Raw genomic sequence first — 25607 nt, forward strand, 5'->3', positions numbered from 1 at the left:
ATCCCAGAGGCTGGTCGGCTTTCCTTCACTTCTACTATAAAAAAATAGTAGCACAAACCATGGCCTAGGTTTGTACTACTAATGTTAGTATGTTTGGTGAGATGGATCATATAGGTCTACATTTTAGAGTACTGGATAAACTTGTTTTATGTGAACAACTAATAAGCAGAACTAAATTGAACATCTTTCAGTGCACATTAAATATGACAAACAAGCGAAATCAAGGACTTGTTCATTGAAAGCATTCTTTTTATCAGGTAAACTAATGAGAGGAAAACGGAGGTTATACATAGATGGATGGTCCAGTTTCATTAGTACAGTTAATCATTTCAATTGTGTTATTTTTCGTCATGTTTTTTGGTATCGGATTCTTATTGAATATGCTACTGCGTATGACATGGTTAATGGCGGTTGTGTATCCAATTGTTGTTGTCTTCATTGTAGATGATGTAAGCTTTTTAGATTATATTTTTAAACCAGGTACTGCATTTCCAGCACTTTTAGATAAATTGCAAGCACTACAAGTTGTAGATATTTCAATTTTAACTGGTGGGTTTGCGGGTGCAATTGTCGCAGGGATTGTGATGATTTTTTTACGTAAAAATGGCTATAGAATGTTTTAACTATATACAGTTAAAGCATTATGCGAAACAACCTAGATATACTTACGTCGAGACGTAGGTATAAGAAGTAAGGAGTTGACTCAAAATTGAGTGAACTCCTTTTCTTTATTGTATGAATTGATAGATGATGATGGCGATAAAAATGCCAGTCAGTGCCCCGAAAAATACCTCACTGCGCTTGTGACCAAGTAAGGTTTTTAACTCTTCCATTTTTTCTTGCCCATCCATTTGAGGCCATTCTTTTATATCTCGTATCAGTGTTTCAAAATCTTTGCGGAGTTGATTTAAGACAACTGCATGTTGTCCGGCTTGATAGCGAACACCACTTGCATCATACATGACGATGAATGAAAACATGGCTGCTACTGCAAAAATAGGAGAGCTTAGTCCAGCTTCGTAGGCAATAGAGGTTGTTAGACCTGTGACAGATGCGGAGTGTGAACTAGGCATTCCCCCAGTCGAGGTAAAAAGGCTCCATTTAATTTGTTTAGTCATTAAAAAATGAATAGGAATTTTTACAAATTGTGCAAAGAGAACACAAAAGAGGGCGACCAGTAAAGGGGTATTTTGAAGTATACTCACACACATCACAACCTTCGCTTAAAATTACTTTTATTATAACATTCATTATTTTCTAAAAGAAGAAATAGCCAAATATTACGCTCTTTTTTGAAAGTTATGTATAATGGAAATATTGAAATGGAGGAATTGACGTGCATATTGTAAAAGAAGCAAAAACATTTGACACGATTTCTACAGAAGTGCTGGTTGTAGGAGTCACAAAACATCGCGAACAAATGCAGGATTGGGCAAGCTTTTCAACATTTTATGGAGATTCATTGAATGCGTGGTTAAGTACAGGCGACGTATCAACTGACCTGAAAAAAATTACGAAATTACCCTTCATAAAGGAGCACGCAAAGCTTAAACGAATTTTATTTGTTGGATTAGATGAGCGCAAAAACTTAACAGAAGGTGATTTACGTGCTGCATTTGGTTTAGTGGGTAAAGAGCTACGAGCTTTAAAAGTGAAGGACTATTCTATCTGGCTTGAAGCATTCACGACAGATGCTATTACTGTGACAGATGTCGCGTTTTTAGCGGGTGAAGGTACAGGACTTGGTTACTATTCAATTCCTCATTATAAAACAACTTCTAATGAAGTAGATTATCGTATGGATGCCGTACATCTTGTGACAGCTGCAGACGATATAGATGAGGTTGTTGCTGGCTATGAAGTAGGTATTATTTATGCAAATGCAGTAAATGAAGCGCGTAGTTTAATTAATCTACCGCCAAATTTATTAACAGCGTCAGACTTAGCGTATTATGCAGAGGCACTCGCCGCTGAATATGATTTTGAGGTAGAAATTTTAGATAAAGCTCAATTAGAGGAGCTTGGCATGGGTGGTATTTTAAGTGTTAATCAAGGTTCAGTTGAAGAGCCTCGTTTAATAACATTAAAATATAAAGCAACAGAAGATTTTGCTGATCCAATAGGTCTTGTTGGTAAAGGGGTTACATATGATACAGGCGGTTATTCTTTGAAACCAAAAGATTCACTGGTCGGTATGAAGGGCGATATGGGCGGTGCAGCGGCAGTTCTAGGTGCTATGAAAATTATTGGCGAATTGCGCCCTCATAAAAATGTAGTTGCGGTTATTGGTTCTACTGACAATATGGTAGCAGGCCTTGCCTTTAAACCAGATGACGTTATTACGATGTATAGTGGTAAAACGGTAGAGATTTTAAATACAGATGCTGAAGGACGTATAGTACTTGCTGATGCTACTACTTATGCCAAACAGCAAGGTGCTACTGCATTGATAGATGTCGCAACATTAACTGGTGGTGTGATTACAGCACTTGGTATGGATAAGACAGGTGCACTCGCGAATAATGATGAATTTTTTACTGCTTTTATGGAAGCTGCCCAGGAAACAGATGAATTTGTATGGCGTTTGCCGTTAACAGAAAGTGATAAAAAACGTATTCGTAAATCGGATGTTGCTGATTTAAATAACTCTCCAGGTCGCGATGGGCACATGATTTTCGGCGGAGGTTTCGTTGGCGAGTTTGTTGGCGATACACCTTGGATTCATTTAGACATTGCAGGAACATCTGATGCGATTGCTACACACGATTTAGGACCAAAAGGCGGTACAGGTGTAATGGTACGTACATTGGCTAATTTTGTGCAGCGTCTAGGAGAAGAAAAATAAGGTAGGCGATATACACGTGGGTTATGTTCTCTCTTTCATAAGATAGAGTAAAAAGGGAGGTAACATATGCGAAATTTCGGAGGATACCCAGGGGGCTTTGGAGGCTTCTTATGGCCATTTGGTGCGCCGTTTTTTGGCGGGTTTTTAGGAAGTTTAGTTGGATCACAATTTAATCAGTATCCTTACTATCCGTATTATCCAAACTATCGTCCATATCCACCACGTCCGCCATATTTTCGACCTGGTCCACCATTCCCGCGTTATGGAAGACCATATTAACTTAAATGTGACAGACGTAGAAAAATTATTCAACCAGTTATCGATGATAAATCGGTGACTGGTTGTTTTTACATGAAAGAACATTTAGGAAGTTCCAAATTAGGTGTTGACAGAATATACTATATTATTTATTATTCTTATTATATTACTAAGAATTAAAAATGAAGCTGACTAGCAAACTAGAGGCTCCTATTATTCACAGGCATTGCTATGCCCTTGGATGATATGAGCCTCTTTTCTATCTCTACGAAGAGAGTAGAAAAAGGAGGGGATTAAATGGTGAAAGTTCATATTGTTGGGGCAGGTCCCGGAGATGTTGACCTCATTACAGTAAAGGGACTACGTTGCATTGAAACAGCAGATGTCATTTTGTATGACCGACTCATTAATAAGGAGTTACTAACATATGCAAAAAAGGATGCCAAACTGATTTTTTGTGGCAAGTTGCCGAATCAACATGCCATGATTCAAGAGCAAATTAATCGTTCACTCGTAAACTATGCGCAGCAAGGCCTTATTGTGACCCGACTAAAGGGCGGTGACCCATTCGTTTTCGGAAGAGGGGCTGAGGAGGCGGAGGTGCTTGCACAGCATAATATTCCGTTTGACATTGTGCCTGGTATCACTTCTGGTATTGCAGCGCCAGCTTATGCAGGTATTCCTGTTACTCATCGTGACTTAAGTTCAAGTTTCGCGATGGTCACTGGACATATGCGAGAAGGAAAAGATGATAGCATTCAATGGGAATGTCTAGCAAAGGGGATTGATACGATTGCCATTTATATGGGGGTTGGTAATCTTCCTTACATCTGCCAACAATTGCTCAAATACGGTCGCGATGAAAAAACGCCTGTAGCCATTGTTCAGTGGGGAACCTTTGCACAACAAAAAACGGTAATAGGCACTTTGGCGAATATTGTAGAAGTGGTCCAGAAGGAAAATATTCAAAATCCTAGCATGATTGTTGTCGGGGAAGTGGTGACACTCCATGAAAAAATTCATTGGTTGGAAAATGTTATGCCAGAGCCCCTAGTAGAGGGAATTTCAGTGTAAGGAAGTGTTTTCATGCAGGCAACTTTATATATTGCACATGGTAGTCGGGTAAAGGCTGGTGTGGAGCAAGCTGTTGCATTTCTTCAGCATGTGCAGCAGGAAATTGAGATACCGATTCAAGAAATTTGTTTTTTAGAGCTAGCTGCACCAACCGTTGCTGAAGGTATAGAGAGCTGTATAAAACGTGGAGCAACAGCCATAGCCATCATGCCAATTTTATTATTAGCCGCCCAGCATGCGAAACACGATATTCCCATAGAAATAGACAAAGCGAAAATACAATATCCTACTGTTCGGTTTACATACGGTGAGCCACTCGGTGTACACGAACTATTAATAGACACGCTACATGCACGTATTTTAGATACTCGATGTCCTACGGATCAAGCAAGTGTTTTGCTTATAGGACGTGGTAGTAGTGATCCAACAGTGAAGCTCGATTTAGCAAAAATTGCGACAAGGTTGCGAGACAAATATGCATATGTAACTGTAGATACGTGTTTTTTATATGGAACGAGTCCGACCTTTGAAGAGTGGTTGCAGCAAAATCAAAATAACAACAACCGTGTATTTATTGTGCCTTATTTATTATTTACCGGTATATTACGTCAGAGCATTGCGAAGCGTTTGATGGATTATGAGGAAAAGAACGTTATTTTATGTGAAAGCTTAGGCTATGACGACAATGTTAGGAAAGTTTTAGTCGAACGTATTCATCAATTATTACAACTTTGAAATTTAAGGGGAAGGTGTTTAATAATGGTAGATAAAAGAACGGAAAATGTAAATCTAGCATTAGATAATGTCCGACAAATCTTAAATACAGTGAACAACGGATCGATTACATTAATTGTACAAAATTCCTACGTAGTACTAATTGAAAAGAAAGAAAAAATAAGTCTTAGATAATTTTTAAAAATTAATACGTGAGGTGGCAAAATTGAAACTGCAAGTAATAAATAGTCCGTTTAGTGAGGAGCAGGTAAAGCTATTAAATGAGCTTCTTCCTAAATTAACAGTAGAACAGAAAATCTGGCTGAATGGTTATTTAAGTGCAACACAAACAGCCGAAAAGGTAATTGTTGAGGAATCACCACAAACAGTAGCCCCAATTACTAAAGCAGTAACAATTTTATATGGTTCACAAACAGGAAATAGTCAGGGTTTAGCTGAAAAATACGCAGCGCTATTAAAAGAAAAAGACGTTGAAGTAACAATCGCTTCCTTAGCAAGTTTTAAACCCAATAATTTAAAGAAAATAACGAATCTATTGCTCGTTGTCAGTACACATGGAGAGGGAGAGCCACCAGATCAAGCGATGCAGTTTTATGATTTTCTATATAGTAAGCGAGCCCCGAAATTAGAGCATCTTCATTATTCAGTGCTGGCATTAGGGGATAGCTCCTATGAATTTTTCTGTAAGACTGGTAAGGATTTTGATGAGCAGTTTGAGAAGTTAGGGGCAACGCGTATCGTTCCACGTACAGATTGCGACTTAGATTATGATGAGCCTGCAGCGCAGTGGTTCATAGCTATACAGCAGGAATTACTGCGAAGCACAGAAATAGCAATTAGTTCTGAGAAAGGTGAAGAAGATATCAAGGAATCTAAATCTTCTTATTGTCGTAAAAATCCTTTTTATGCAGAAGTACTAGAAAATCTAAATCTTAATGGGCGTGGTTCAAACAAAGAAACATATCATGTGGAGATTGCCATTGAGGGCGCAGACTTTCACTTTAAACCAGGTGACAGTATAGGAATTCAGCCAGAAAATGATGAATCCTTAGTAGATGCTTTAATAACAGCTCTTCAATTTGATGCAGAGTCAAAGGTAACTGTATTTGAAGAGTCATTAACCTTAAAAAAGGCATTACAGAATAAGCTGGAAATCACAGTTTTATCGAAACCATTATTGCGAAAAATTGGTGCTTACACAGCACATGAGGATTTTATCGCTTTACTTGAAGATGACACAGCATGGAAGGATTATGTAAAAGGCCGTGATTTACTAGATATTGCCGGAGATTATGCACCCTTTTCATGGGATGCACAGCAATTTGTTGCTCTTCTACGCAAAATTCCTGCTCGTCTCTATTCAATTGCGAGTAGTCAAAAGGCAAATAGTGATGAGGTGCATTTAACAATCGGTAAGGTGAGCTATGAAAATAAGGGGCGAGCACGACTTGGGGTATGTTCTGGCCGTATTGCTGAGCGCATTCAAGTTGGGGACACTTTGCCAATTTATGTTCAAAAAAATTCGAATTTTAGATTACCAGAACAAGAGGATACACCCATTATTATGATTGGTGCAGGAACTGGAGTTGCCCCTTACCGTGCCTTTTTAGAGGAGCGCGAGGAATTAGGTATAGTGGGAAAATCATGGCTATTCTTTGGCGACCAACATTTTGTAACGGATTTTCTGTACCAAACTGATTGGCAACACTGGTTGGCTTCAGGGACATTGACAAAAATGAATGTTGCCTTTTCACGCGATACAGATAAAAAAGTATATGTTCAACATAAAATCGAGGAAAATGCAGAGACCTTCTATGAGTGGCTTGAGCAAGGCGCTGTAATCTATGTGTGCGGCGATGAAAAATCAATGGCGTCGGATGTTGATCAAACATTACATCGCATTATTGAACAGCAAGGGCAAAAAACGGCGGAAGAAGCAAAAGCCTTTGTAAAGGACTTAAAACAACAAAAACGCTACCAACGTGACGTTTATTAAACAAGGAGCGATAAGAATGACAAAAAAAATTGTATTGCCACCGCAATCGGGTACACCTAGTGATGTTGAACGTATTAAAACAGAAAGTAATTATCTACGTGGATCACTTGAACGAACAATGAATAATCCATTAAGTTCAGGGATTCCTGAGGATGATAATCGCCTGATGAAATTCCATGGTAGTTACTTACAAGATGACCGCGATCTTCGAAATGAACGTCAACGTCAAAAACTTGAGCCTGCTTATCAATTTATGGTGCGTGTCCGTACACCTGGTGGAGCAGCAACACCTGCACAGTGGCTTGTAATGGACGAAATGGCAAGGAAATATGGCAATGAATCGTTAAAATTAACAACGCGCCAAGCGTTCCAAGTACACGGTATTTTAAAATGGAATGTCAAAAAATATATGCAGGAAATCAATGATGTACTATTGGATTCTCTCGCTGCTTGTGGGGATGTCAATCGAAATGTCATGTGTAATGTCAATCCCAATCAATCAGCATTACATGAGGAAATTTACAACTGGTCCGCAAAACTTAGTGAGCATTTACTGCCCAGAACACGTGCGTACCATGAGCTTTGGTTAGATGGTGAAAAGATAATTGATAGCCAGGACGAAGAGATTGAGCCTATTTATGGAGCACAATACTTACCTCGTAAATTTAAAATCGGTATTGCTATTCCACCAAGTAACGATGTTGATGTTTACTCGCAGGATATTGGTTTAATCGCAATTGTTGAAGAAGAGAAATTAGTAGGCTTTAACGTAGCAGTTGGTGGAGGCATGGGAATGTCACACGGGGATCATGAAACATATCCTCAACTTGCCCGCCTCATTGGATTTATAACACCTGATAAGCTACTCGAAACAGCCGAGAAAATTATTACGATTCAACGTGACTATGGTAATCGTTCAGTGCGTAAAAATGCGCGTTTTAAATACACAATTGATGCTCGAGGACTTGAATGGTTTACCACAGAATTGCATCGTCGTCTTGGTTGGGAAATGCAACAGGCACGCCCATTTACCTTTGAACGTACGGGTGATGAATTTGGTTGGATTAAAGGGGCAGATGGCAAATGGCATTACACATTATTCATTCAAAATGGTCGCATTAAAGATTTGGCAGATTATCAACTATTAACGGGCTTACGCGAAATTGCTAAAGTGCATACAGGTGATTTCCGTTTAACGCCAAATCAGAATTTAATGATTGGCAATGTAGCGCCACAGAAGAAGAAAGAAATTGCAGCCCTTATTGAGGCGTATAAGCTAACAGATGGTGCATACTACTCCGCGCTACGTCGTAATTCAATTGCTTGTGTTTCTTTACCAACTTGTGGTCTAGCAATGGCTGAGGCAGAGCGTTATTTGCCTTCACTCATTACGAAAATCGATACTATTATCGATGAAGCAGGTCTACATGACACAGAAATTGTTATTCGTATGTCAGGCTGTCCAAATGGCTGCTCTCGTGCAGCCATGGGAGAAATAGGCTTTATCGGAAAAGGGCCTGGAAAGTATAACCTGTATCTAGGTGCAAGCTTTACAGGCAATCGCTTAAATAAAATTTACCGCGAAAATATCGGTGAAGAAGAAATTTTAGCAGAGCTTCGTCCAATACTTTTACATTATGCGAAGGAGCGTTTGGAAGGCGAGCATTTCGGTGATTTCGTTATCCGACTAGGGTATGTAGAAGCTGTATTTGACGGGCGACAATTCCATAATAGTTAAGGAAAAAATACGAGGCTGTAAAAAAGTAAAAATAGTATGCTAGGAGTACTCCTAGCATACTATTTTTGATTTAAAGGTAAAAATACGTGTAGGCGCCTGCGGAAAAACGAAGCGGATTTTTACCATATAGGTAACAATTGCTATTGTTTGAGTGACTTTAGGGACAGCCTTTATATTTGGTTGAAGATGAAGTTAAGTTTAAATTCTTTAAAAAAGCATGTAGCAAAATGAGTTGATGCTTTTTGTGTTGCTTTAGATTAAAGAAATTTATGGTAATAAAACTTCTTGCATCAATTTAGATTTATAGTTAGAATAATAAATAGTTAGATAATCTAATTAAAAGGTGATTAAATGACAAAATTTAAAAAAATGTTCACTAATGAAGATGATTTGCCAGTATTAGGCGTAGAGCCGTATATTGAGCTGATTCAAACGTCTTCTTTGGGTAATACGGATCAAGAAGATGCAAAGTTAGGATTAATGTTGTTGTGGTTAAGTGACTACGTTTTAGATGTAATGGATATTGAGCTGGCTCCTTTCGGAATTACAGAAAGTAAATTAGACTTACTAATATTACTTACACTACATGGTGAAAGACGGGCGACTCCTTCGGCTATAGCTGAACGATTAGGGATTACAAGGGCATCGGCAACTTCAATGATAGATTGGTTAGAAAAGAGAAATCTTGTCGTACGGAATCATAGTAAAGAAGATCGTAGGAAAATTTATGTGAGTTTAACAGATGAAGGTCGTACTTTTGTTGCTGAGATTTTGCCAACTTATTGGTCGTCTTGTGCTTCTAACATGATTGATTTGGAACCCAATGAACGAAAAGTCTTTGAGAAGCTGGTTAATAAATTATTTAAATCTATACAAAGAAGACTTGAGGTGGAACGTTAAACTGTAGCTTCGTTGATGCAGTTTAATTTTTTTAATCATTTAATTAGATTGTCTAACTATAAGTTAATCAAATTAAAAAGGGTGATTTATTTTATGAACAAAGCAATTACAGGAAACCAAACAAATTATTCTCTGATGACAATTATTTTATCTTGGTCAGGGATGGTAGTTATGTCTAGTTTATATTTAACAATACCTCTTATTAGTCTTTTCAGTGATTATTTTCATATTTCATTGTCCAAAGCAGGCATCACTTCAAGTATTTTTTCACTTGGATTTGCTACAGGGTGTTTTTTCTATGGAGCTATATCAGAAAAATATGGACGGAAAAATGTGATTGTTATGGGACTTTTTTCATTAAGTATTATAACGTTGCTACTAGGAATGGTTAATGATTTTTCTTTAATTCTACTACTAAGAGGGTTACAGGGACTTGCGGCGGCTACATTTTCACCAGTAGCACTTGCATATACTCTTGAGGTATTTCCAAATGATAAAAAAGTAGGAGCAGTTGGTTTTATAAGCACAGGATTTCTTGTAGCTGGAATTGTAGGTCAGGTATTTAGCGGATATGTTAGTGAACATACTCATTGGCATGTAATATTTTATGTTCTTTCTATAGTGTATATTTTTACAGCCTTCCTAGTATCGTGGTTATTACCAAAAGGAGTGGCTCATAACCAAATCCAAAATATATGGGAGCCTATGAAAAAGATCGGTACTATTTTTACCAATGGAAATTTAATATTCAGTTATATGATTGCATTCGTTCTATTAATGTCTTTTGTCAGTATGTATATTATTCTGGGTGAGTATCTTACGAGTGCTTCTTTTGGAATGAGTAGTCAGAAACTAATTTACATTCGATCTTTTGGTATTTTAGGAATGATAATGTCACCTTTTGCAGGAAAATTAGCAAAACGATTCAATGTGTTGTTTGTACTTAAAATTGCCTTGACTCTTTCGATTATCGCACTAATCATGATGAGCATTATTTCAAACATAATTGGTTTAACCATAATTAGTATCATATTTGTTAGTGGCATTGCTCTTGCTGTCCCTTCATTAGTGACACTTGTTGGTCAATTAGGCTGGAAAATGGGTGGCATTGCAGTCTCTATGTATACGGTTATTTTATTTGCTGGAACAAGTGTTGCGCCCATTATATCTGTTTACTTTATGAAAACTGGTAGCTTTACATTAGCATTCATTCTTCTTGCTACAACACTTAGTATCGGATTAGTTTCGGCAATAATGATAAAAATGCAAACTAAGAAAATTCTAAATTGAATATTGATGGACTATCAGCATCAAAAAGCATCTTCTCAAATGAACTGCCCCGTAAAAGTTAGACATCAATCTAACTTTTACGGGGTTTTTTTATGGCAAAAGTAAGTATTGTACAACGTATTCAAGCGGTTCAACGATACTTAAATGGAGATGAATCCATGATTGAAATTGCGAAAGATATCGGAGTGACAGGTCGCATTGTCAGTGACTGGGTTCCCCGTTATCAGAAAAATGGTATAGAGACTGTCTTAAAGCCCTATACAAAATATTCCGCTGAATATAAATTGAATGTACTTAATTATATGAACGAAACAGGTACATCTTCGATTAATACAGCTGCACTATTTAATATTTTATCTCCCGGCATGATTCGAAATTTCCTGTACCTATAAGAATTTAAATCCATGTCGCATTTTGAACAGGAACTCAAAGACTATATTCACTATTACAATCACAAACGAATGAAGGAAAAATTAAAAGACCTAAGCCCGGTGGAATACCGAACTTAGGTCTTAGAAGTTGCTTAACTAAATATGTCTAACTTTCTTGGGTCAGATCACTTTTTATATAGAGAAATCTTCAGGGAAAAATACTTTTAATTGCTTCGGTTTTACAAAAACGTAGTCACCCACCTTGAGCTGAAGGGTATGGAATTGTTCCTTTGAAAGCTCTGCCTCTAAGTATTCATCCATATCCTCACGGCGTAGCTCAATCTGCACAATTGGACCGACTAAATGAATATGGCTTACTCTTACCGGAACAGTACCCGATACAGCTGTTTTCTCAATATGAATATCGTGTGGACGTACGTAGCCAACTGCATCATCTTGTGTATGAGCATGTGTGTCAGGCACATCAATGGACAATTCGCCATGTGTCAGCTTACCGTTATGTAAACGTCCTTTGAAAAGATTGACATTCCCTAAAAAATCATAGACGAATGGACTTTTTGGATGTGTGTATACTTCATTTGGACTACCAATTTGCTCGATTTGTCCGTTATTCATCACGACAATGCGATCGGCTACATCAAGGGCTTCTTCTTGGTCATGTGTCACAAAAATACTTGTAATGTGGAACTCATCATGAAGCTTTCGTAACCATCGCCGTAATTCCTTACGTACTTTGGCATCGAGTGCACCGAATGGTTCATCTAATAGCAACACCTTAGGCTCGACTGCAAGTGCTCTGGCAAGAGCTACACGTTGACGCTGACCGCCTGAAAGCTGTGTTGGGTAACGGTCTGCAAAATTTTCGAGCTTCACGAGTTGCAGTAGCTCCATTACTTTATCCTTAATCTTTTCTTTCGAAGGTCTTGTTTTCCGTGGCCGTACTTTAAGTCCATAAGCGACATTATCAAATACTGTCATGTGGCGAAATAGTGCATAATGTTGGAAAACGAATCCAACATTACGCTCCTTTGGATGACGATTTGTAATGGTGTGGCCGTCAAATAAAATTTCACCGACATCAGATGCTTCAAGACCTGCAATTACACGAAGTAGTGAAGTTTTGCCAGAGCCAGAAGGACCGAGTAATGCGATTAGCTCTCCTGATTGAATATCGATGGATACATCTTTTAAAGCCTGAAAAGAACCGAATCTTTTTGAAATGTTTTGAATTTGGATGCTCATGCAGGTAACCTCCGTTAAATTGATTTTGATTTCCAAGCAACGATATCTTTGATAATAAGTGTGAAAATAGCAATCACACTCATGAGTGAAGCAACAGCAAAGGCTGCTGAGAATTGATATTCATTGTATAAAATTTCGATATGGAGTGGCATCGTATTCGTCATACCACGGATATGGCCAGAGACAACGGAAACAGCGCCGAATTCACCAATAGCACGTGCGTTACATAAAATCAGACCATAGAATAAGCCCCATTTAATATTAGGCAGTGTCACATACCAAAATGTTTTAAAGCCATTTGCGCCGAGTGAAATAGAGGCCTCCTCTTCTGATGTTCCCTGTGCCTGCATAAGTGGAATGAGCTCTCGGGCAACAAAGGGTAAAGTCACAAAAATTGTAGCCAGCACAATACCAGGCAATGCGAAAACAATTTTTATGTCATGGGCAAATAGCCAGTCACCGAATAAGCCTTGTGCACCAAATAATAAAATAAAGATCAGGCCTGCAATAACCGGTGACACTGCAAATGGTAGATCAACAAGTGTCAGCAAAAGATTTTTTCCTTTGAAATTGAATTTTGTCAGTGCCCAAGCAGCCATGACACCAAAGATCGCATTTAAGGGAACCGCTATAGCGACAACGATCAGGGTCAACTTGATGGCAGATAAAGCATCTGGATTCGTAATGGCCGCGAAATACACAGCTGCCCCTTTTTGAAAGGCTGTAATAAAAATTGATACGAGAGGTAACACGATAAAGAAAGCTAAAAAGGCTAGTGCAATGAATGTCAAACTGTAGCGGATAAAACGTGGTTCTTGTAAAGCTGCAGGCTTTGAAGCTTCCTTATTTTTTTGAGGAGCAGCCTGCTCAATTGAAGTACTATGTTCCATTAAAAATCCTCCTAATGTACAAAGCGACGATTTGCCAGCCATTGTATAAGATTAATGGTGAATAATAGAACGAAGGAAGTGACCAGCATCACGACGGCAATAGCAGTAGCGCCTGCATAATCATATTGTTCAAGCTTCGTCATAATGATTAAAGGTGTAATTTCAGTTTTCATGGGCATATTGCCAGCGATAAAAACAACCGATCCATATTCCCCTAATGCACGTGCAAATGCTAAAGAAAAGCCTGTTAAAATTGCCGGTATAAGTTCTGGGAAAATGACTTTTGTAAATGTTTGAAGACGTGTTGCGCCAAGACTTGCAGATGCTTCTTCAACTTCTGCACTAATATTTTGCAAGACCGGTTGCACGGTACGTACGACGAATGGTAAACCGATAAATGTCAGGGCGATAATAATTCCCAGTGGTGTAAAGGCAATTTTAAAATTAAAAAACTGTCCAATCCAACCATTTGGTGCATATAGAGCAGTTAAAGCGATCCCTGCAACAGCGGTCGGTAAGGCAAATGGTAAATCCACTAGTCCATCAATAATACGTTTGAACGGAAACTGGTAACGTACAAGCACCCAAGCGATAATTGTGCCGAATAGAACATTGAGTAAGCCAGCAGCGAGCGCTGTACCGAAGCTAAGCTTATAGGAGGCAACCGCACGTGGGTTACTCACGATACTGACAAACTCTGACCAACTTAAGGACATAGTATTAATAAAAATCATCGCTAACGGCAAAAGAACAAGCAAACTTACGTATAACATCGTGTAACCAAGTGAAAGATGGAAGCCGGGTATCACACGAACCTGCTTCTTTTTTAATGATAAGCTACTCATAAAAAGCCTCCTTATTGTGGTACGTAAATTTCATCGAATGTACCATCGTCTTTAAAATGTGTGGCCTGTGCTTTTTCCCAGCCATCGAAATCATCAATTGAAATCAGTTCAAGTGAAGGGAATTGTTCTTGGTAATTGGCAAGTATGTCAGCATTCCGTGGACGGTAGTAATTTTTAGCTGCAATCTCTTGCCCGATATCACTATATAAATGTTTTAAATATGCCTCTGCAACTTCGCGCGTCCCGTTTTTATCAACAATTTTATCGACAATTGCAACAGGTGGCTCGGCTAAAATACTTAAAGAAGGTGTGATGATTTCAAATTCATCCTTACCTAGCTCATTCAATGATAAATAGGCTTCATTCTCCCAAGCGATTAAAACATCCCCAATTTCACGTTCAACAAATGTAGTTGTAGAGCCACGTGCACCAGAATCTAGCACCTCCACATTGCTATACAGAGCTGTCATAAATTCTTTTATCTTCGCTTCATCATTGTTATACAGCTTTGCTGCATATCCCCAAGCGGCTAAGTAATTCCAACGGGCGCCACCTGATGTTTTAGGATTTGGTGTTATAACGGATACATCGTCTTTTGTTAGATCATTCCAGTCCTGAATGCCCTTTGGATTCCCTTTACGGACTAAAAAGACGATTGTGGAAGTGTACGGTGTAGAATTGTTGTCAAATTCTGATTGCCAGTCTTTGTTTAATAACTCACGCGTTTGTGAAATTTCATCTATATCATAAGCAAGCGCAAGTGTGACTACATCGGCTTCAAGTCCGTCAATTACTGCACGACCTTGCTTGCCAGAACCGCCATGGGATTGTTTTATCGAAACATCTTGGCCTGTTTCATCTCTCCATTTAGCGATAAAATCTTTGTTAAATTCTTCATAAAGCTCACGAGTAGGATCATAGGAAACATTTAATAATTCAACAGATTTTTTTGTTTCTTCGGTACTTGCATCTTCGTCGGAGGACTTAGTGTTGCATCCTGTTAAGGCCAGTGTTAATGCAGCAAATAGTGCAAACGATTGAAAAATATGTTTTCTTTTCTTCATAAAAATCTCTCCTTTGTTGTCAAAAAACGCAAAAGACCATCTATCAAACTTACAGTAGTAAGTTTTTTGGTAGATGGCCTTCAGATTCTCTGATCAGCTTATTATTTATTTGTCTTAAATCATAGTTATACATTAAACATATATTTCCTATTAGTCAACAAGGAATTGAGAAAAAAAGATAGTTTAGAAAAGTGAGTGAACTGCTGATGGGCAGAATGCTACTCGTCACATCTAATGTTCAGGGTCATTCTATAATAATAACAATCCGGGTGGTTTTTAAATGTAATCATGTTATTATACATTCGTCATTTTTGTTTATTTAGGCGTATAGTGTTAATGAAGTAAGATGGTACATGTAGCAAAAGACAACTAGCATGAATAAAATACTGCATAAGCCAAATGGTACAAAGCAGTAAGAGCAAGAAGAATTAGGATAGTATTGCAAATAAGTTTATTTTTTTCAAAATACCTAGTTGACTACTGGGTGAAATGTGGTATATATTAAAATATAATAAATGTGATAGTTGTATGAGGTGTAGATGACCAGTACACAATCACCAATATGAGCTGGCTAGTCAAACTAGAGGCGTTTTAACGGAGGCATGTAGTATTTTTGTGCCTGTTGTTAGAGCGCCTTTTTTAGGTTGAGTTAGTGGGGCGTCCAATTGCTAACTGAATGAGCAATACTTTAGCAAAGTAAGTCGTCCTGTGGTTTTAGCGAAATGCTCCGCATCGTGCAGGCTAATGTCCAATTCAAAATCCGTACATATGTTTATTTGCACGAGCAGGAGTGAAATCAGGCGACAAGTTCCATTACGCCGAGGCGTAATTTGATTTTTATGAGGGGGATTACATGTTAACGTATGCAACTTGGCAAGAGCCAACAATCGTCTTTGAACAGGATGAGACATATAAGGGTGCGTTAGAGGTTTTACGCTGGAGTTATGGAGAATATGGAGAAGAAATCGTCTATGCCTGTAGCTTTGGAATTGAAGGGATTGTCTTAATTGACCTCATTTCAAAAATAAAGTCAAACGCAACCATTGTCTTTTTAGACACAGATGTTCATTTTAAGGAAACATATGAAACGATTGATCGAGTAAAGGAAAAATATCCACAGCTTAATATTATTTTAAAAAAACCAGCACTGACACTTGAAGAACAAGCAAATCAATTTGGTAATGAGCTATGGAAGACGAATCCAAACAAATGTTGTGAAATTCGCAAAATGTTGCCTTTAAATGAGGCATTATCGAGTGCAAAGGCTTGGATATCGGGATTACGTCGTGAGCAATCCCCGACGCGAATGAATACGAATTTCATTAATCTGGATGGAAAATTTAAGTCAATTAAAATTTGCCCGCTTATTCATTGGACCTGGAAGGATGTATGGCGTTACGTATCAAAGTATAATTTGCCGTACAACCCATTACATGACAAAGGTTATCCAAGCATAGGCTGTGAACACTGTACACAACCAGCATTTACTATGGATGATTTACGTTCAGGCAGATGGCAAGGATCTGGAAAAACTGAGTGCGGGTTACACGAATAAGGGAGTGTTGCCATGCTAGAATACATTGCCATTGCTATTAGTCTATTTTTTGCGATGAATATTGGTGCAAGTGGTGCTGCTGCATCGATGGGAGTTGCTTACGGAGCAGGTGCGATAAAGAAGGCTTGGCAAGCACTGTTGATTTGTGCAGTTGGTGTTTTTGCTGGAGCGGTGCTTGGTGGTGGCGAAGTTGTGAAGACGATCAGCTCAGGTATTATGCCACAAGAGTATATTACTGTAAAAATCGTCATTATTATTTTAATATCTGCGACGAGTTCTTTATTTCTTGCCAATCTTTTAGGTATTCCGTTATCGACAAGTGAAGTAACAGTTGGAGCAGTTGTAGGTGTGGGGATTGCCTACAAAGTGCTTTACGTTCAATCATTGCTAATCATCATGTCTTTTTGGGTGCTTGTGCCAATCATAGCATTTATCGTTGCACTCTTTTTTGGGAAATTGCTGTATAAAATGAAAACTAGAGGATATTTTAAAGACCGCCCTATACTAACAGTTCTGTTAGTGTTTGCTGGGTTTTTTGAAGCCTTTTCAGCTGGGATGAATAATGTCGCCAATGCAGTTGGTCCACTTGTTGGTGCAGGTATAATGACTGTGACAAATGGAATTTGGCTAGGCGGTGCCTTTGTAGCGCTTGGTGCGATGCTTCTAGGCAAACGGGTACTAGAAACAAACGGGAAAAAAATTGTGCGTTTTGAAAAAGCAGAAGGAATTCTTATTTCAACTACAGGTGCAGTGCTAGTTGGCATAAGTTCTGTGTTCGGTCTTCCAGTACCGTTAACGCAAGTAACATCCTCCTCTATTATTGGAATGGGTATGGCTAAAAATGGTAAACAAATTTTTCATAAGCATATTGTGAAAAAAATTATTCGTATTTGGATTGTGTCACCTATCTTTTCATTGGCGATTTCTTATAGCCTTGTCCAACTTTTTATGGAGAAGGATTTATATGCCATCGTCTTAATGGGAAGCATAATTGTCGGAACGCTGGGTGCGATTAGTTTAATGCGTACAGTGCGTGAAGAAGAACGTGCAATATATGATGCAGGTGAAGGTATTTAATATAAAACAAAGTATTTTAATTGAAATAGGGGGAAATTTACATGAGTTTACAACCACATGGCGGTACTTTAGTGCAAGCCTATAATCCAGAAAAGTCAATTACACACATTAAGAAAGAAATTGAAATTGATGTGATGGCACTGAGTGATTTAGAGCTAATTGCAATTGGTGGTTACAGTCCAGTTGATGGTTTTTTAACAAAGGAAGATTATGAATCTGTTGTAGAAAATACACGCCTAGCTTCTGGTATTGTTTGGAGTATTCCCATTACGCTACCTGTTACGAAAGAAACTGCTGCAAGCCTACAAGTGGGGGATGAGGTAAAGCTAGTACATGCTGGCGAGGCTTACGGTGTCATTGTGGTAGCTGATATTTATGAGCCAGATAAGCATAAAGAGGCGTTACTTGTGTATGGTACAAAGGATTTAGCCCATCCTGGTGTGAAAAAATTACATGATCGTCCAAGCATTTATCTAGGCGGTAAAATTACATTAATAAAGCGACTTGAGAAAATATTCCCAGCCTATTCATTTGACCCAATTGAAACACGTCAGTTATTTGCGAAGAGGGGATGGCAAACAATTGTAGGCTTCCAAACACGTAATCCAGTCCATCGTGCGCATGAGTATATTCAAAAGGCTGCGTTAGAAACAATCGATGGGCTATTTTTAAATCCATTAGTAGGTGAAACAAAATCCGATGATGTTTCTGCTGCCATTCGCATGGAAAGCTATGAAGTCCTACTAAAGAATTATTACCCAAAGCACCGTGTCCAATTAGGCGTATTCCCAGCAGCTATGCGCTATGCAGGACCAAAGGAAGCTATCTTTCATGCACTTGTACGTAAAAATTACGGCTGTACGCATTTTATTGTCGGACGTGACCATGCAGGTGTGGGTGATTACTACGGCACGTATGATGCACAAAAAATCTTTGAACAATTTACAGAAACTGAACTAGGAATTGTCCCACTAAAGTTCGAACACAGCTTTTATTGCAGTAAGTGTGAGGGAATGGCAACAACGAAAACTTGTCCTCACGATAGCACCTCTCATGTGATTTTATCGGGTACGAAGGTGCGAGAAATGCTACGTAATGGCGAGGTTCCGCCAAGTACTTTTAGTCGAGCTGAGGTTGTTGAGGTGCTGATTAGAGGTATGCGTAAGGAGGTACTAAATTGACTACAAATATCGTTTGGCATGAGTCTTCTATTACAAAGCAAGAGCGTCGTACACAAAACAAACACCATAGCTTTATTTTATGGTTTACAGGCCTATCTGCTTCAGGGAAATCGTCTGTAGCGAATGCTTTTGCACGCACATTGTTTGAAAGAGGCAATCAAGCTTTCGTATTAGATGGTGATAATGTGCGTCATGGTTTAAATAATGATTTAGGCTTTGGCGAAGCAGATCGGAAGGAAAATATTCGACGTATCGGGGAAGTCTCTAAACTCTTTATAGAGAGCGGTCAAATTGTTCTGACGGCCTTTATTTCACCCTATCGAGCTGATCGTCAAATTGTACGCGATTTAGTGGAAGAGGGCGAATTTTTAGAGGTATTTGTAAAATGCTCCGTGGAGATATGTGAAAAGCGTGATCCGAAAGGTCTTTATAAAAAAGCACGCAATGCAGAAATTCCAAACTTTACAGGGATTAGTGCACCCTATGAAGAACCACAACATCCAGAAGTTATTTTAGATACTGAGCAACATTCTATTGAGGAATGTGTAGAGCAACTAACCGCTATTTTAACAAAAAAAGGATATATATAGTGAAATAAAAACGACAATACGTTGCTTGGTGCATCGTGTTGTCGTTTTTATTTTAAAATACAAAGTTGTAATAGATTTATTTAATTCCTTGCTCCTTTTTCATCTTTTCAATTTCAGATGCAAGGTCATCTCGTACCGTTCCTTTCCAAGGCTTAACACCTGCAATATAAGAGGAACGGGTCATAATATGACCACCCACAGGACCTGTGATGAATAGGAATAAAATACCTAGTAAAATACGGGGATTAAAATGATCTTCGATAAGCCAAAAGTGAAAGAATACACCAATCAGTACACACATTACGCCAAGTGTTGCACTCTTGGAAGCAGCATGTGCACGTGTATATAAATCAGGTAATCGAAGAAGCCCGATGGCGGTCACGACAATAAATAGCACCCCGACAGAAATGAAAAAAATAACTAAGCCATTAGCGAGAATTGTCACGTTTAATGATATCTCCTTTCTCTATGAATTTAGAGAAAGCAACTGTGCCGATGAACGATAGAATCGCTAATAATAATACAATCTCCAGGAAGAAGCTTGTTTCGACCAATACTGAAAACAATCCGATTAACGAGATTAGTGTCACACCTAGTGAATCCAGTGCTACGACACGGTCAGATGCAGAAGGCCCCTTCACCATACGATAAATCACGGCAATCATCGATAAGCAAATCACTACAATCGTAGCCATAATAAACGTCGTCATGATTTACTCACCTCCAAAATCGCTTTTTCAAATGAATCTCGAATAGATGCAATGGCATCATCGACATCACTAATATCAATCGCATGCACATACAATGTTTTTGCATCGTCTGATACATGTACCACTACTGTCCCTGGAGTTAATGTAATAAGACTTGATAATAAGGTAATTTCCCAATCTTCTCTTAAAACAGTAGGGTAAGCAAAAAATGCGGGTTGCATATCCAGCTTTGGCTTTAAGACAACTTGTAGTACTTGTATATTCGCTAATACTAATTCTTTTAGAAAGAGTACAGTAAGTTTTATGATTGCCCATATTCGGAAAACATACAGTCGTGATGAAAAAAATCTTCTCATGATGACAAGTAATATAATGCCAAGTATGAATCCAACAAGAAAACCCGTTGCTGTGTAATTAGAAGAGAGGAACATCCAAACAAAGGCAAGAACAAAATTTAATATGATTTGAAATGCCATAGTGCTAATCCTCCTTCATAACAGCATCTATATAAATAGATGGGTCATTTAATAGTTTGGCAGCATCGTCCATAAATGGTGTAAGCCATTCCGTACCAACACCGTATGCTACTGTAATTAGTACTAGTAACACAGTAGGGACAAATAGAGTAGTATAGACTTTTTTATCCACTGTACCTTGTGTCTCCTTTTCTTCCCCCCAGAAGGCGTAAAGGAAGATGCGAATGACAGAAAGCAAGACAAGAAGGGAAGAAGCTAAAATGAAAATACTACTCCACATGCTACCAGCTTGAAAGCCCCCCTGTACGATTAACAATTTGCCGACGAAGCCACTTAGTGGGGGAATCCCAGCTAAACCAAAAGCTGCGATTAAATAGAACCAGCCGAGTGCCGGATACTGCTTCATAAGCCCACCCATTTTACGTAAATCAGATGTGCCAGTAATATAAATTACAATGCCAATTAGCATAAACAGCGCCGCTTTTATAAGCATGTCATGAATTAAATAGAACATCGCACCTTTAAGTGCAATTTCATTCATTTGAGATACACCGAATAAAATAACCCCTACAGCAATGACAATGTTGTAAATAATAATGAGTTTGACATCGAAATAAGCAAGGGCACCTATACAGCCTGCAATTATAGTGGCAATGGCTAATGCCATTAGTAAATCATGTGTATACGATACGTCATATACGAAAAACAATGTATAGGTGCGAGTGATCGCGTAAATTCCAACCTTTGTTAGCAATGCGCCAAATAGAGTTAATACTGGAATAGGCGCGGCAGCATAGGATGTTGGGAGCCAGAAGTAAAGCGGAAAAATCGCCGCTTTCAGCCCAAATACCATTAAAAACAATACAGCAATTACTGTCACAATTCCCGGTTGGTCAATTTCTCCGATTTTTACAGCGATGTCCGCCATATTTAACGTACCGACAACGGAGTAGAGGAAAGCAACTGTAATGACAAATAATGCCGATGAAATAACATTAATTAAAATATACTTGATAGAGCCCATAAGCTGTTGCTTTTCGCCACCGAGTACAATTAATAAGTACGATGACATTAAGAGGACTTCAAAGAATACGAATAAGTTAAAAATATCACCTGTCGTAAAGGCACCATTTACGCCAGTTAAAATAAACATAATACCAGGATAGTAGAAAAAGCGTTCACGCTCTTTCGTTATTGCGCCAAAGCCATACCACACGACAAAAAAAGTAATAAGAAGTGTCGTTGTGACAAGCAATGCCGATACCATATCCGACACCATCGTAATACCGTATGGAACAGGCCAATCACCAAATGTAACTTTTTGTATGCCTTCATTTTTTACTTTTATCAGAAGTGAAATTGCGGATACGAGTGCTAGTCCAATTCCGAGTAACGCAAATGTGCGCTGGTATTTTAAATTTTTCTGACCGAACATTAAAATCATACCGAAGAAGAACGGGATGATAATCGGTAGTAAAAGGAAGTTATTCATTCTCATCACTTCCTCTCATTAAACTAATATCATCCGTCTCAAGCTCTTGATAGGAACGGTATGCAAGTACAAGGAAGAATGCTGTTACGCCAAAGCTAATAACGATTGCTGTTAAGATGAGTGCTTGTGGTAACGGATCAGCAAACGTTTTTGCACCTTCTGTTAAAACCGGCGGTGCTTCTCCTCCAAGACCACCCATCGTTAAAATAAGCAAATGAGCCCCATGACTGAGTAGACCCGTTCCAATAATAATGCGCAATAAACTTTTAGATAATATTAAATAAACCGCTGCCATGAACAAGAAGCCTATGACAAACGCCATAATTATTTCCATTATTCATCCTCCCCAATCGTTTGAATAATGGTCATCGTAACGCCGACAACAACCAAGTAAACGCCGCCATCAAAGAGCATAGCCGTGTGTAATGACTGTTTGCCAAGAAGCGGTAAATCGAAATAGTCGAAGAAGTGCGTGAAAAATGGCTTTCCAATAAACATTGGAAACGCTGCCGTTGAAAGTGCTAATAATAAACCCGTTGCCGTTAAGTACGTATAGTTAAAAGGTAAAACCGTGCGTACAGTTTTGAGATCAAAGGCAAGTACTAATAATACAATGGCACTGGATGTTAAAAGCCCACCCACAAAGCCTCCTCCTGGTGTATAATGTCCAGCCATAAAAATATGAATGGAGAAGAAGAAAATAATGAAGAACACAATTTTTGCTGTGAATTGAAGAATCACATCATTTGTTTTCATGTGCTTTCCCCTTTCTATTCATGCGAAGCTTAATCATTGCTAAAATAGCCATACCCGCAATACTTAATACTGTAATTTCAAACAATGTATCGAAACCACGATAATCCACTAAAATAACGTTGACGATGTTCCCTCCACCTGCTTTGGAATAAACTGTTTCCTCGTAATATTTTGAAATGGATGGGATCAGCTTTTGCGAGTGCGCTGATAATGCGATTAACGTTACCATTACGCCAACTGCGATTGATATAATCGCACGATTTAACTGAAAGCGCATACGCTCTTCTCGTTTCCCAAGCTTTGGAAGATGATAAAATGCCAGTAGGAATAATGCGACAGAAATCGTTTCAATGACAAGCTGCGTTAACGCTAAATCAGGAGCATTAAAAATAACGAAAAATAATGCAACCGTATACCCAACTGAACCGAGTCCAATTATTGCGGTTAAACGTGATTTTGCTACTATCGTTGTAGCAGTACCAATTACTAAGACGATTATTAAAATAAGTTCGTACGAACGAATGGGTGCGGCCCCTTCAAAGGAAACTGAAAAGGCATCTTTCACAAATAAAGTACCTAACACGATCGCTACAATACCGCTAAACATATAAAGTAAGTAGTGGCGCATTGAGCCTGTCATATAAAGACGTGAGACACGATTTAAACCAACATCTAATCCTTGCATAATTTTGTCATAGGCATTATTGAATGTCAGCGAGCGTGGGAATAAATTGTATAGACCCTGCCATTTTGGTAAGGCGACAAACAATAAAACACCGATAATCACAATACCTATTGTCATAAACAATTCAGGTGTAAAGCCGCCATGCCAAGCTGCGACATGGATATCAATATCGCCAGGTGAATCATATAAAAACGGCTGGATCGCTTGAACAGCTGGCTTTACAAAAGTATCACCAATTAAATTAGGAATGAAGAATATTATGACAACCAACGCTGCTAAAATCATCGGTGAAATGAGCATGCCGATTGATGCCTCATGTGGTTTACGCACATACTGTTCTGGTTTGTATTGTCCAGTGAATGTTCTAAACACAAAGTAGAAACTATAGATGAATGTAAAAATACTTGCAATCCAAGCTACGATTGGGAAGAGAGCGCCCCATGTATCAAAGCCGTACAATTCAAATTCCTTAAGTGCTAGCATCGCTGTTAAAAACATTTCTTTACTCAAAAAGCCATTAAATGGTGGCAAGCCTGCCATCGAGAAGCTTCCAATTGCTGCAACTGTAAAACTGAGTGGCATAATACTCATTAACCCACCGAGCTTCCGTATATCGCGCGTGCCCGTTTCATGATCGATAATACCTGCAATCATGAATAAGCTACCTTTGAATGTTGCGTGGTTAATCAGGTGGAAAATGGCTGCGAAGGCTGCAATTTTAAACACTAAATCAGCTGTACCATTCACATGAAATGCGACTGCAGCTCCGCCCAGTAACGACATAATTAGTCCAAGCTGACTGACAGTAGAGAACGCAAGAATACCTTTTAAATCCGTTTGTTTCACGGCAAAGAAAGATCCCCAGAATAACGTTACTAAACCTACGCCTGTTACGAGCCACACCCAAAGCTCGGAAACGGCAAAAATTGGTGTGAAGCGGGCAACTAAGTAAATACCAGCTTTCACCATTGTTGCAGAGTGGAGGTATGCACTAACGGGTGTTGGTGCTTCCATAGCGTCTGGTAACCAAATGTAGAATGGGAATTGAGCAGATTTCGTAAATGCACCGAATAGCAATAGTACTAACGCCCATGTAAACAATGGATGCTCCACTAAACCTGGTGCAATTACAATGAGTTCACGAATTGAATACGTTCCTCCCATTAAATAAAGAAGAATAAATCCACCTAACATCATCAATCCGCCGCCGACAGTAATCATCATTGACTTCAGTGCACCGAAGCGAGAAGCATCGCGTGTGTACCAGTAGCCTATCAGTAAGAAAGATGATATCGATGTTAATTCCCAGAAGAAGTACAAAGTAATTAAATGATCAGATTGTACAACCCCTAGCATGGCGGACATAAATAATAATAAGTAAACATAAAAATTATGTAGTTTTTCTTTATGTTTATCTAAGTAGAAAATCGAGTAAAGCACAACTAGTGAACCGATTCCGGTGATCAGTAATGAGAATAGCAAGCTAAGTCCGTCTAAATAGGAAATGACAGAAATATCAAGCGAAGGAATCCAAGGAAGTGTAGCTAGGAATACTTCACCCTTTGCAACTTCCGCAATATAAGAAGCATAAATAATTGCGAGTGTAGCAGGTACTGCAAGAACGAACCAACCTGTATGAATATTTTTTATGCTTTTATATAAGAATGGCACTAATATCGCAGCAAGCATAGGGATGAAAATATAAAGTACTTGTAACAAAAAAACCCTCCTTTATGCAAGTAAGTATAGTAATTATAACGTACTTTCAAAGGTAATGCATATGTACCATTGGGTTTTAGCTTGCGATAATGGAAGA

Annotated in this window: 26 protein-coding genes and 2 pseudogenes; 16 read left to right on the forward strand and 12 right to left on the reverse strand. The window is 38.6% G+C overall.

The features are described from left to right. The first annotated feature begins 293 nt into the window (after positions 1-293). Entirely contained in the window at positions 294-623 is a 330-nt protein-coding gene (locus tag ACQKII_RS21825) for a YuiB family protein (protein ID WP_010857490.1), read from the forward strand. A 105-nt stretch (positions 624-728) separates the two neighbouring features. On the opposite strand, the gene ACQKII_RS21830 is transcribed toward ACQKII_RS21825, so the two are convergent. Continuing rightward, the gene (locus ACQKII_RS21830; protein WP_427462557.1) at positions 729-1211 is read right to left on the reverse strand and encodes a divergent PAP2 family protein; all 483 of its coding nucleotides are present in this window, start codon (positions 1209-1211) and stop codon (positions 729-731) included. Between the two features lie 125 nt (positions 1212-1336). Here ACQKII_RS21830 and ACQKII_RS21835 point away from each other — a divergent pair, with 125 nt between their 5' ends. The 11 genes and pseudogenes from ACQKII_RS21835 to ACQKII_RS21885 form a co-directional block, all read left to right on the forward strand. Next, the gene (locus tag ACQKII_RS21835; protein WP_427462558.1) at positions 1337-2845 is read left to right on the forward strand and encodes a leucyl aminopeptidase; all 1509 of its coding nucleotides are present in this window, start codon (positions 1337-1339) and stop codon (positions 2843-2845) included. 66 nt (positions 2846-2911) lie between these two features. Further along, positions 2912-3124, forward strand: coding sequence for a uroporphyrin-III methyltransferase (locus tag ACQKII_RS21840; RefSeq protein WP_427462559.1), 213 nt, complete (start codon positions 2912-2914; stop codon positions 3122-3124). 276 nt (positions 3125-3400) lie between these two features. After that, positions 3401-4177, forward strand: coding sequence for a uroporphyrinogen-III C-methyltransferase (cobA, locus tag ACQKII_RS21845; RefSeq protein WP_427462560.1), 777 nt, complete (start codon positions 3401-3403; stop codon positions 4175-4177). Positions 4178-4189: 12 nt separating this feature from the next. Beyond that, entirely contained in the window at positions 4190-4912 is a 723-nt protein-coding gene (locus ACQKII_RS21850; protein ID WP_427462561.1) for a sirohydrochlorin chelatase, read from the forward strand. A gap of 24 nt (positions 4913-4936) precedes the next feature. Further along, complete coding sequence (locus ACQKII_RS21855) at positions 4937-5086, forward strand: DUF2292 domain-containing protein (protein ID WP_427462562.1); 150 nt, start codon at positions 4937-4939, stop codon at positions 5084-5086. A gap of 31 nt (positions 5087-5117) precedes the next feature. Further along, on the forward strand, positions 5118-6908 hold the full coding sequence (locus ACQKII_RS21860; RefSeq protein ID WP_427462563.1) for an assimilatory sulfite reductase (NADPH) flavoprotein subunit: 1791 nt from the start codon (positions 5118-5120) through the stop codon (positions 6906-6908). A gap of 16 nt (positions 6909-6924) precedes the next feature. Further along, positions 6925-8646, forward strand: coding sequence for an assimilatory sulfite reductase (NADPH) hemoprotein subunit (gene cysI, locus ACQKII_RS21865; RefSeq protein ID WP_427462564.1), 1722 nt, complete (start codon positions 6925-6927; stop codon positions 8644-8646). A 351-nt stretch (positions 8647-8997) separates the two neighbouring features. Next, on the forward strand, positions 8998-9546 hold the full coding sequence (locus ACQKII_RS21870; protein WP_427462565.1) for a MarR family winged helix-turn-helix transcriptional regulator: 549 nt from the start codon (positions 8998-9000) through the stop codon (positions 9544-9546). Positions 9547-9639: 93 nt separating this feature from the next. Then, complete coding sequence (locus ACQKII_RS21875; protein WP_427462566.1) at positions 9640-10836, forward strand: MFS transporter; 1197 nt, start codon at positions 9640-9642, stop codon at positions 10834-10836. A gap of 92 nt (positions 10837-10928) precedes the next feature. Beyond that, positions 10929-11069: pseudogene (locus ACQKII_RS21880) on the forward strand (helix-turn-helix domain-containing protein); the annotation flags it as partial. A 144-nt stretch (positions 11070-11213) separates the two neighbouring features. Continuing rightward, positions 11214-11345, forward strand: a pseudogene (locus ACQKII_RS21885) (IS3 family transposase); the annotation flags it as partial. 54 nt (positions 11346-11399) lie between these two features. On the opposite strand, the gene ACQKII_RS21890 reads toward ACQKII_RS21885, so the two are convergent. The 4 genes from ACQKII_RS21890 to ACQKII_RS21905 are packed head-to-tail and all read right to left on the reverse strand — an operon-like array spanning position 11400 to position 15269. Then, positions 11400-12470: a sulfate/molybdate ABC transporter ATP-binding protein gene (locus ACQKII_RS21890; protein ID WP_427462567.1), complete on the reverse strand. Its 1071-nt coding sequence runs from the start codon at positions 12468-12470 to the stop codon at positions 11400-11402. A gap of 14 nt (positions 12471-12484) precedes the next feature. Further along, entirely contained in the window at positions 12485-13360 is an 876-nt protein-coding gene (gene cysW / locus ACQKII_RS21895) for a sulfate ABC transporter permease subunit CysW (protein WP_427462568.1), read from the reverse strand. 11 nt (positions 13361-13371) lie between these two features. Further along, positions 13372-14205 carry a sulfate ABC transporter permease subunit CysT gene (gene cysT, locus ACQKII_RS21900; protein WP_427462569.1) on the reverse strand — a complete coding sequence of 278 codons (834 nt, stop codon included), beginning with the start codon at positions 14203-14205 and terminating at the stop codon, positions 13372-13374. Between the two features lie 11 nt (positions 14206-14216). Beyond that, on the reverse strand, positions 14217-15269 hold the full coding sequence (locus ACQKII_RS21905) for a sulfate ABC transporter substrate-binding protein (RefSeq protein ID WP_427462570.1): 1053 nt from the start codon (positions 15267-15269) through the stop codon (positions 14217-14219). A gap of 853 nt (positions 15270-16122) precedes the next feature. Here ACQKII_RS21905 and ACQKII_RS21910 point away from each other — a divergent pair. The 4 genes from ACQKII_RS21910 to cysC are packed head-to-tail and all read left to right on the forward strand — an operon-like array spanning position 16123 to position 19672. Continuing rightward, positions 16123-16824 carry a phosphoadenylyl-sulfate reductase gene (locus ACQKII_RS21910; protein WP_427462571.1) on the forward strand — a complete coding sequence of 234 codons (702 nt, stop codon included), beginning with the start codon at positions 16123-16125 and terminating at the stop codon, positions 16822-16824. Positions 16825-16836: 12 nt separating this feature from the next. After that, positions 16837-17901 carry an inorganic phosphate transporter gene (locus tag ACQKII_RS21915; RefSeq protein ID WP_427462572.1) on the forward strand — a complete coding sequence of 355 codons (1065 nt, stop codon included), beginning with the start codon at positions 16837-16839 and terminating at the stop codon, positions 17899-17901. 41 nt (positions 17902-17942) lie between these two features. After that, the gene (sat, locus tag ACQKII_RS21920) at positions 17943-19082 is read left to right on the forward strand and encodes a sulfate adenylyltransferase (RefSeq protein ID WP_427462573.1); all 1140 of its coding nucleotides are present in this window, start codon (positions 17943-17945) and stop codon (positions 19080-19082) included. Next, positions 19079-19672: an adenylyl-sulfate kinase gene (gene cysC, locus ACQKII_RS21925; protein WP_427462574.1), complete on the forward strand. Its 594-nt coding sequence runs from the start codon at positions 19079-19081 to the stop codon at positions 19670-19672. The genes sat and cysC overlap by 4 nt, the downstream gene beginning before the upstream one ends. A gap of 76 nt (positions 19673-19748) precedes the next feature. Here cysC and mnhG read toward each other — a convergent pair whose 3' ends face one another. Genes mnhG through ACQKII_RS21960 form a run of 7 tightly spaced genes read right to left on the reverse strand, consistent with a single transcriptional unit; the run spans position 19749 to position 25510 of the window. After that, positions 19749-20117 (reverse strand): monovalent cation/H(+) antiporter subunit G, encoded by a 369-nt coding sequence (mnhG, locus tag ACQKII_RS21930; RefSeq protein WP_427462575.1) that lies wholly within the window; start codon positions 20115-20117, stop codon positions 19749-19751. After that, complete coding sequence (locus ACQKII_RS21935; protein ID WP_427462576.1) at positions 20101-20382, reverse strand: Na(+)/H(+) antiporter subunit F1; 282 nt, start codon at positions 20380-20382, stop codon at positions 20101-20103. The genes mnhG and ACQKII_RS21935 overlap by 17 nt, the downstream gene beginning before the upstream one ends. Beyond that, complete coding sequence (locus tag ACQKII_RS21940; protein WP_143995928.1) at positions 20379-20858, reverse strand: Na+/H+ antiporter subunit E; 480 nt, start codon at positions 20856-20858, stop codon at positions 20379-20381. The genes ACQKII_RS21935 and ACQKII_RS21940 overlap by 4 nt, the downstream gene beginning before the upstream one ends. Before the next feature lie 4 nt (positions 20859-20862). After that, on the reverse strand, positions 20863-22350 hold the full coding sequence (locus ACQKII_RS21945; protein ID WP_427462577.1) for a Na+/H+ antiporter subunit D: 1488 nt from the start codon (positions 22348-22350) through the stop codon (positions 20863-20865). Then, on the reverse strand, positions 22343-22684 hold the full coding sequence (locus tag ACQKII_RS21950) for a Na(+)/H(+) antiporter subunit C (RefSeq protein WP_427462578.1): 342 nt from the start codon (positions 22682-22684) through the stop codon (positions 22343-22345). Before ACQKII_RS21950 ends, ACQKII_RS21945 begins: the two co-directional genes overlap by 8 nt. Further along, complete coding sequence (locus ACQKII_RS21955) at positions 22684-23106, reverse strand: Na(+)/H(+) antiporter subunit B (protein ID WP_427462579.1); 423 nt, start codon at positions 23104-23106, stop codon at positions 22684-22686. The genes ACQKII_RS21950 and ACQKII_RS21955 overlap by 1 nt, the downstream gene beginning before the upstream one ends. Next, complete coding sequence (locus tag ACQKII_RS21960) at positions 23093-25510, reverse strand: Na+/H+ antiporter subunit A (RefSeq protein WP_427462580.1); 2418 nt, start codon at positions 25508-25510, stop codon at positions 23093-23095. Before ACQKII_RS21960 ends, ACQKII_RS21955 begins: the two co-directional genes overlap by 14 nt. Positions 25511-25607: the final 97 nt, after the last annotated feature.

It is taken from the genome of Lysinibacillus sp. NPDC048646 (assembly GCF_050272295.1).
In the GTDB taxonomy this organism is placed as follows: Bacteria; Bacillota; Bacilli; order Bacillales_A; family Planococcaceae; genus Lysinibacillus.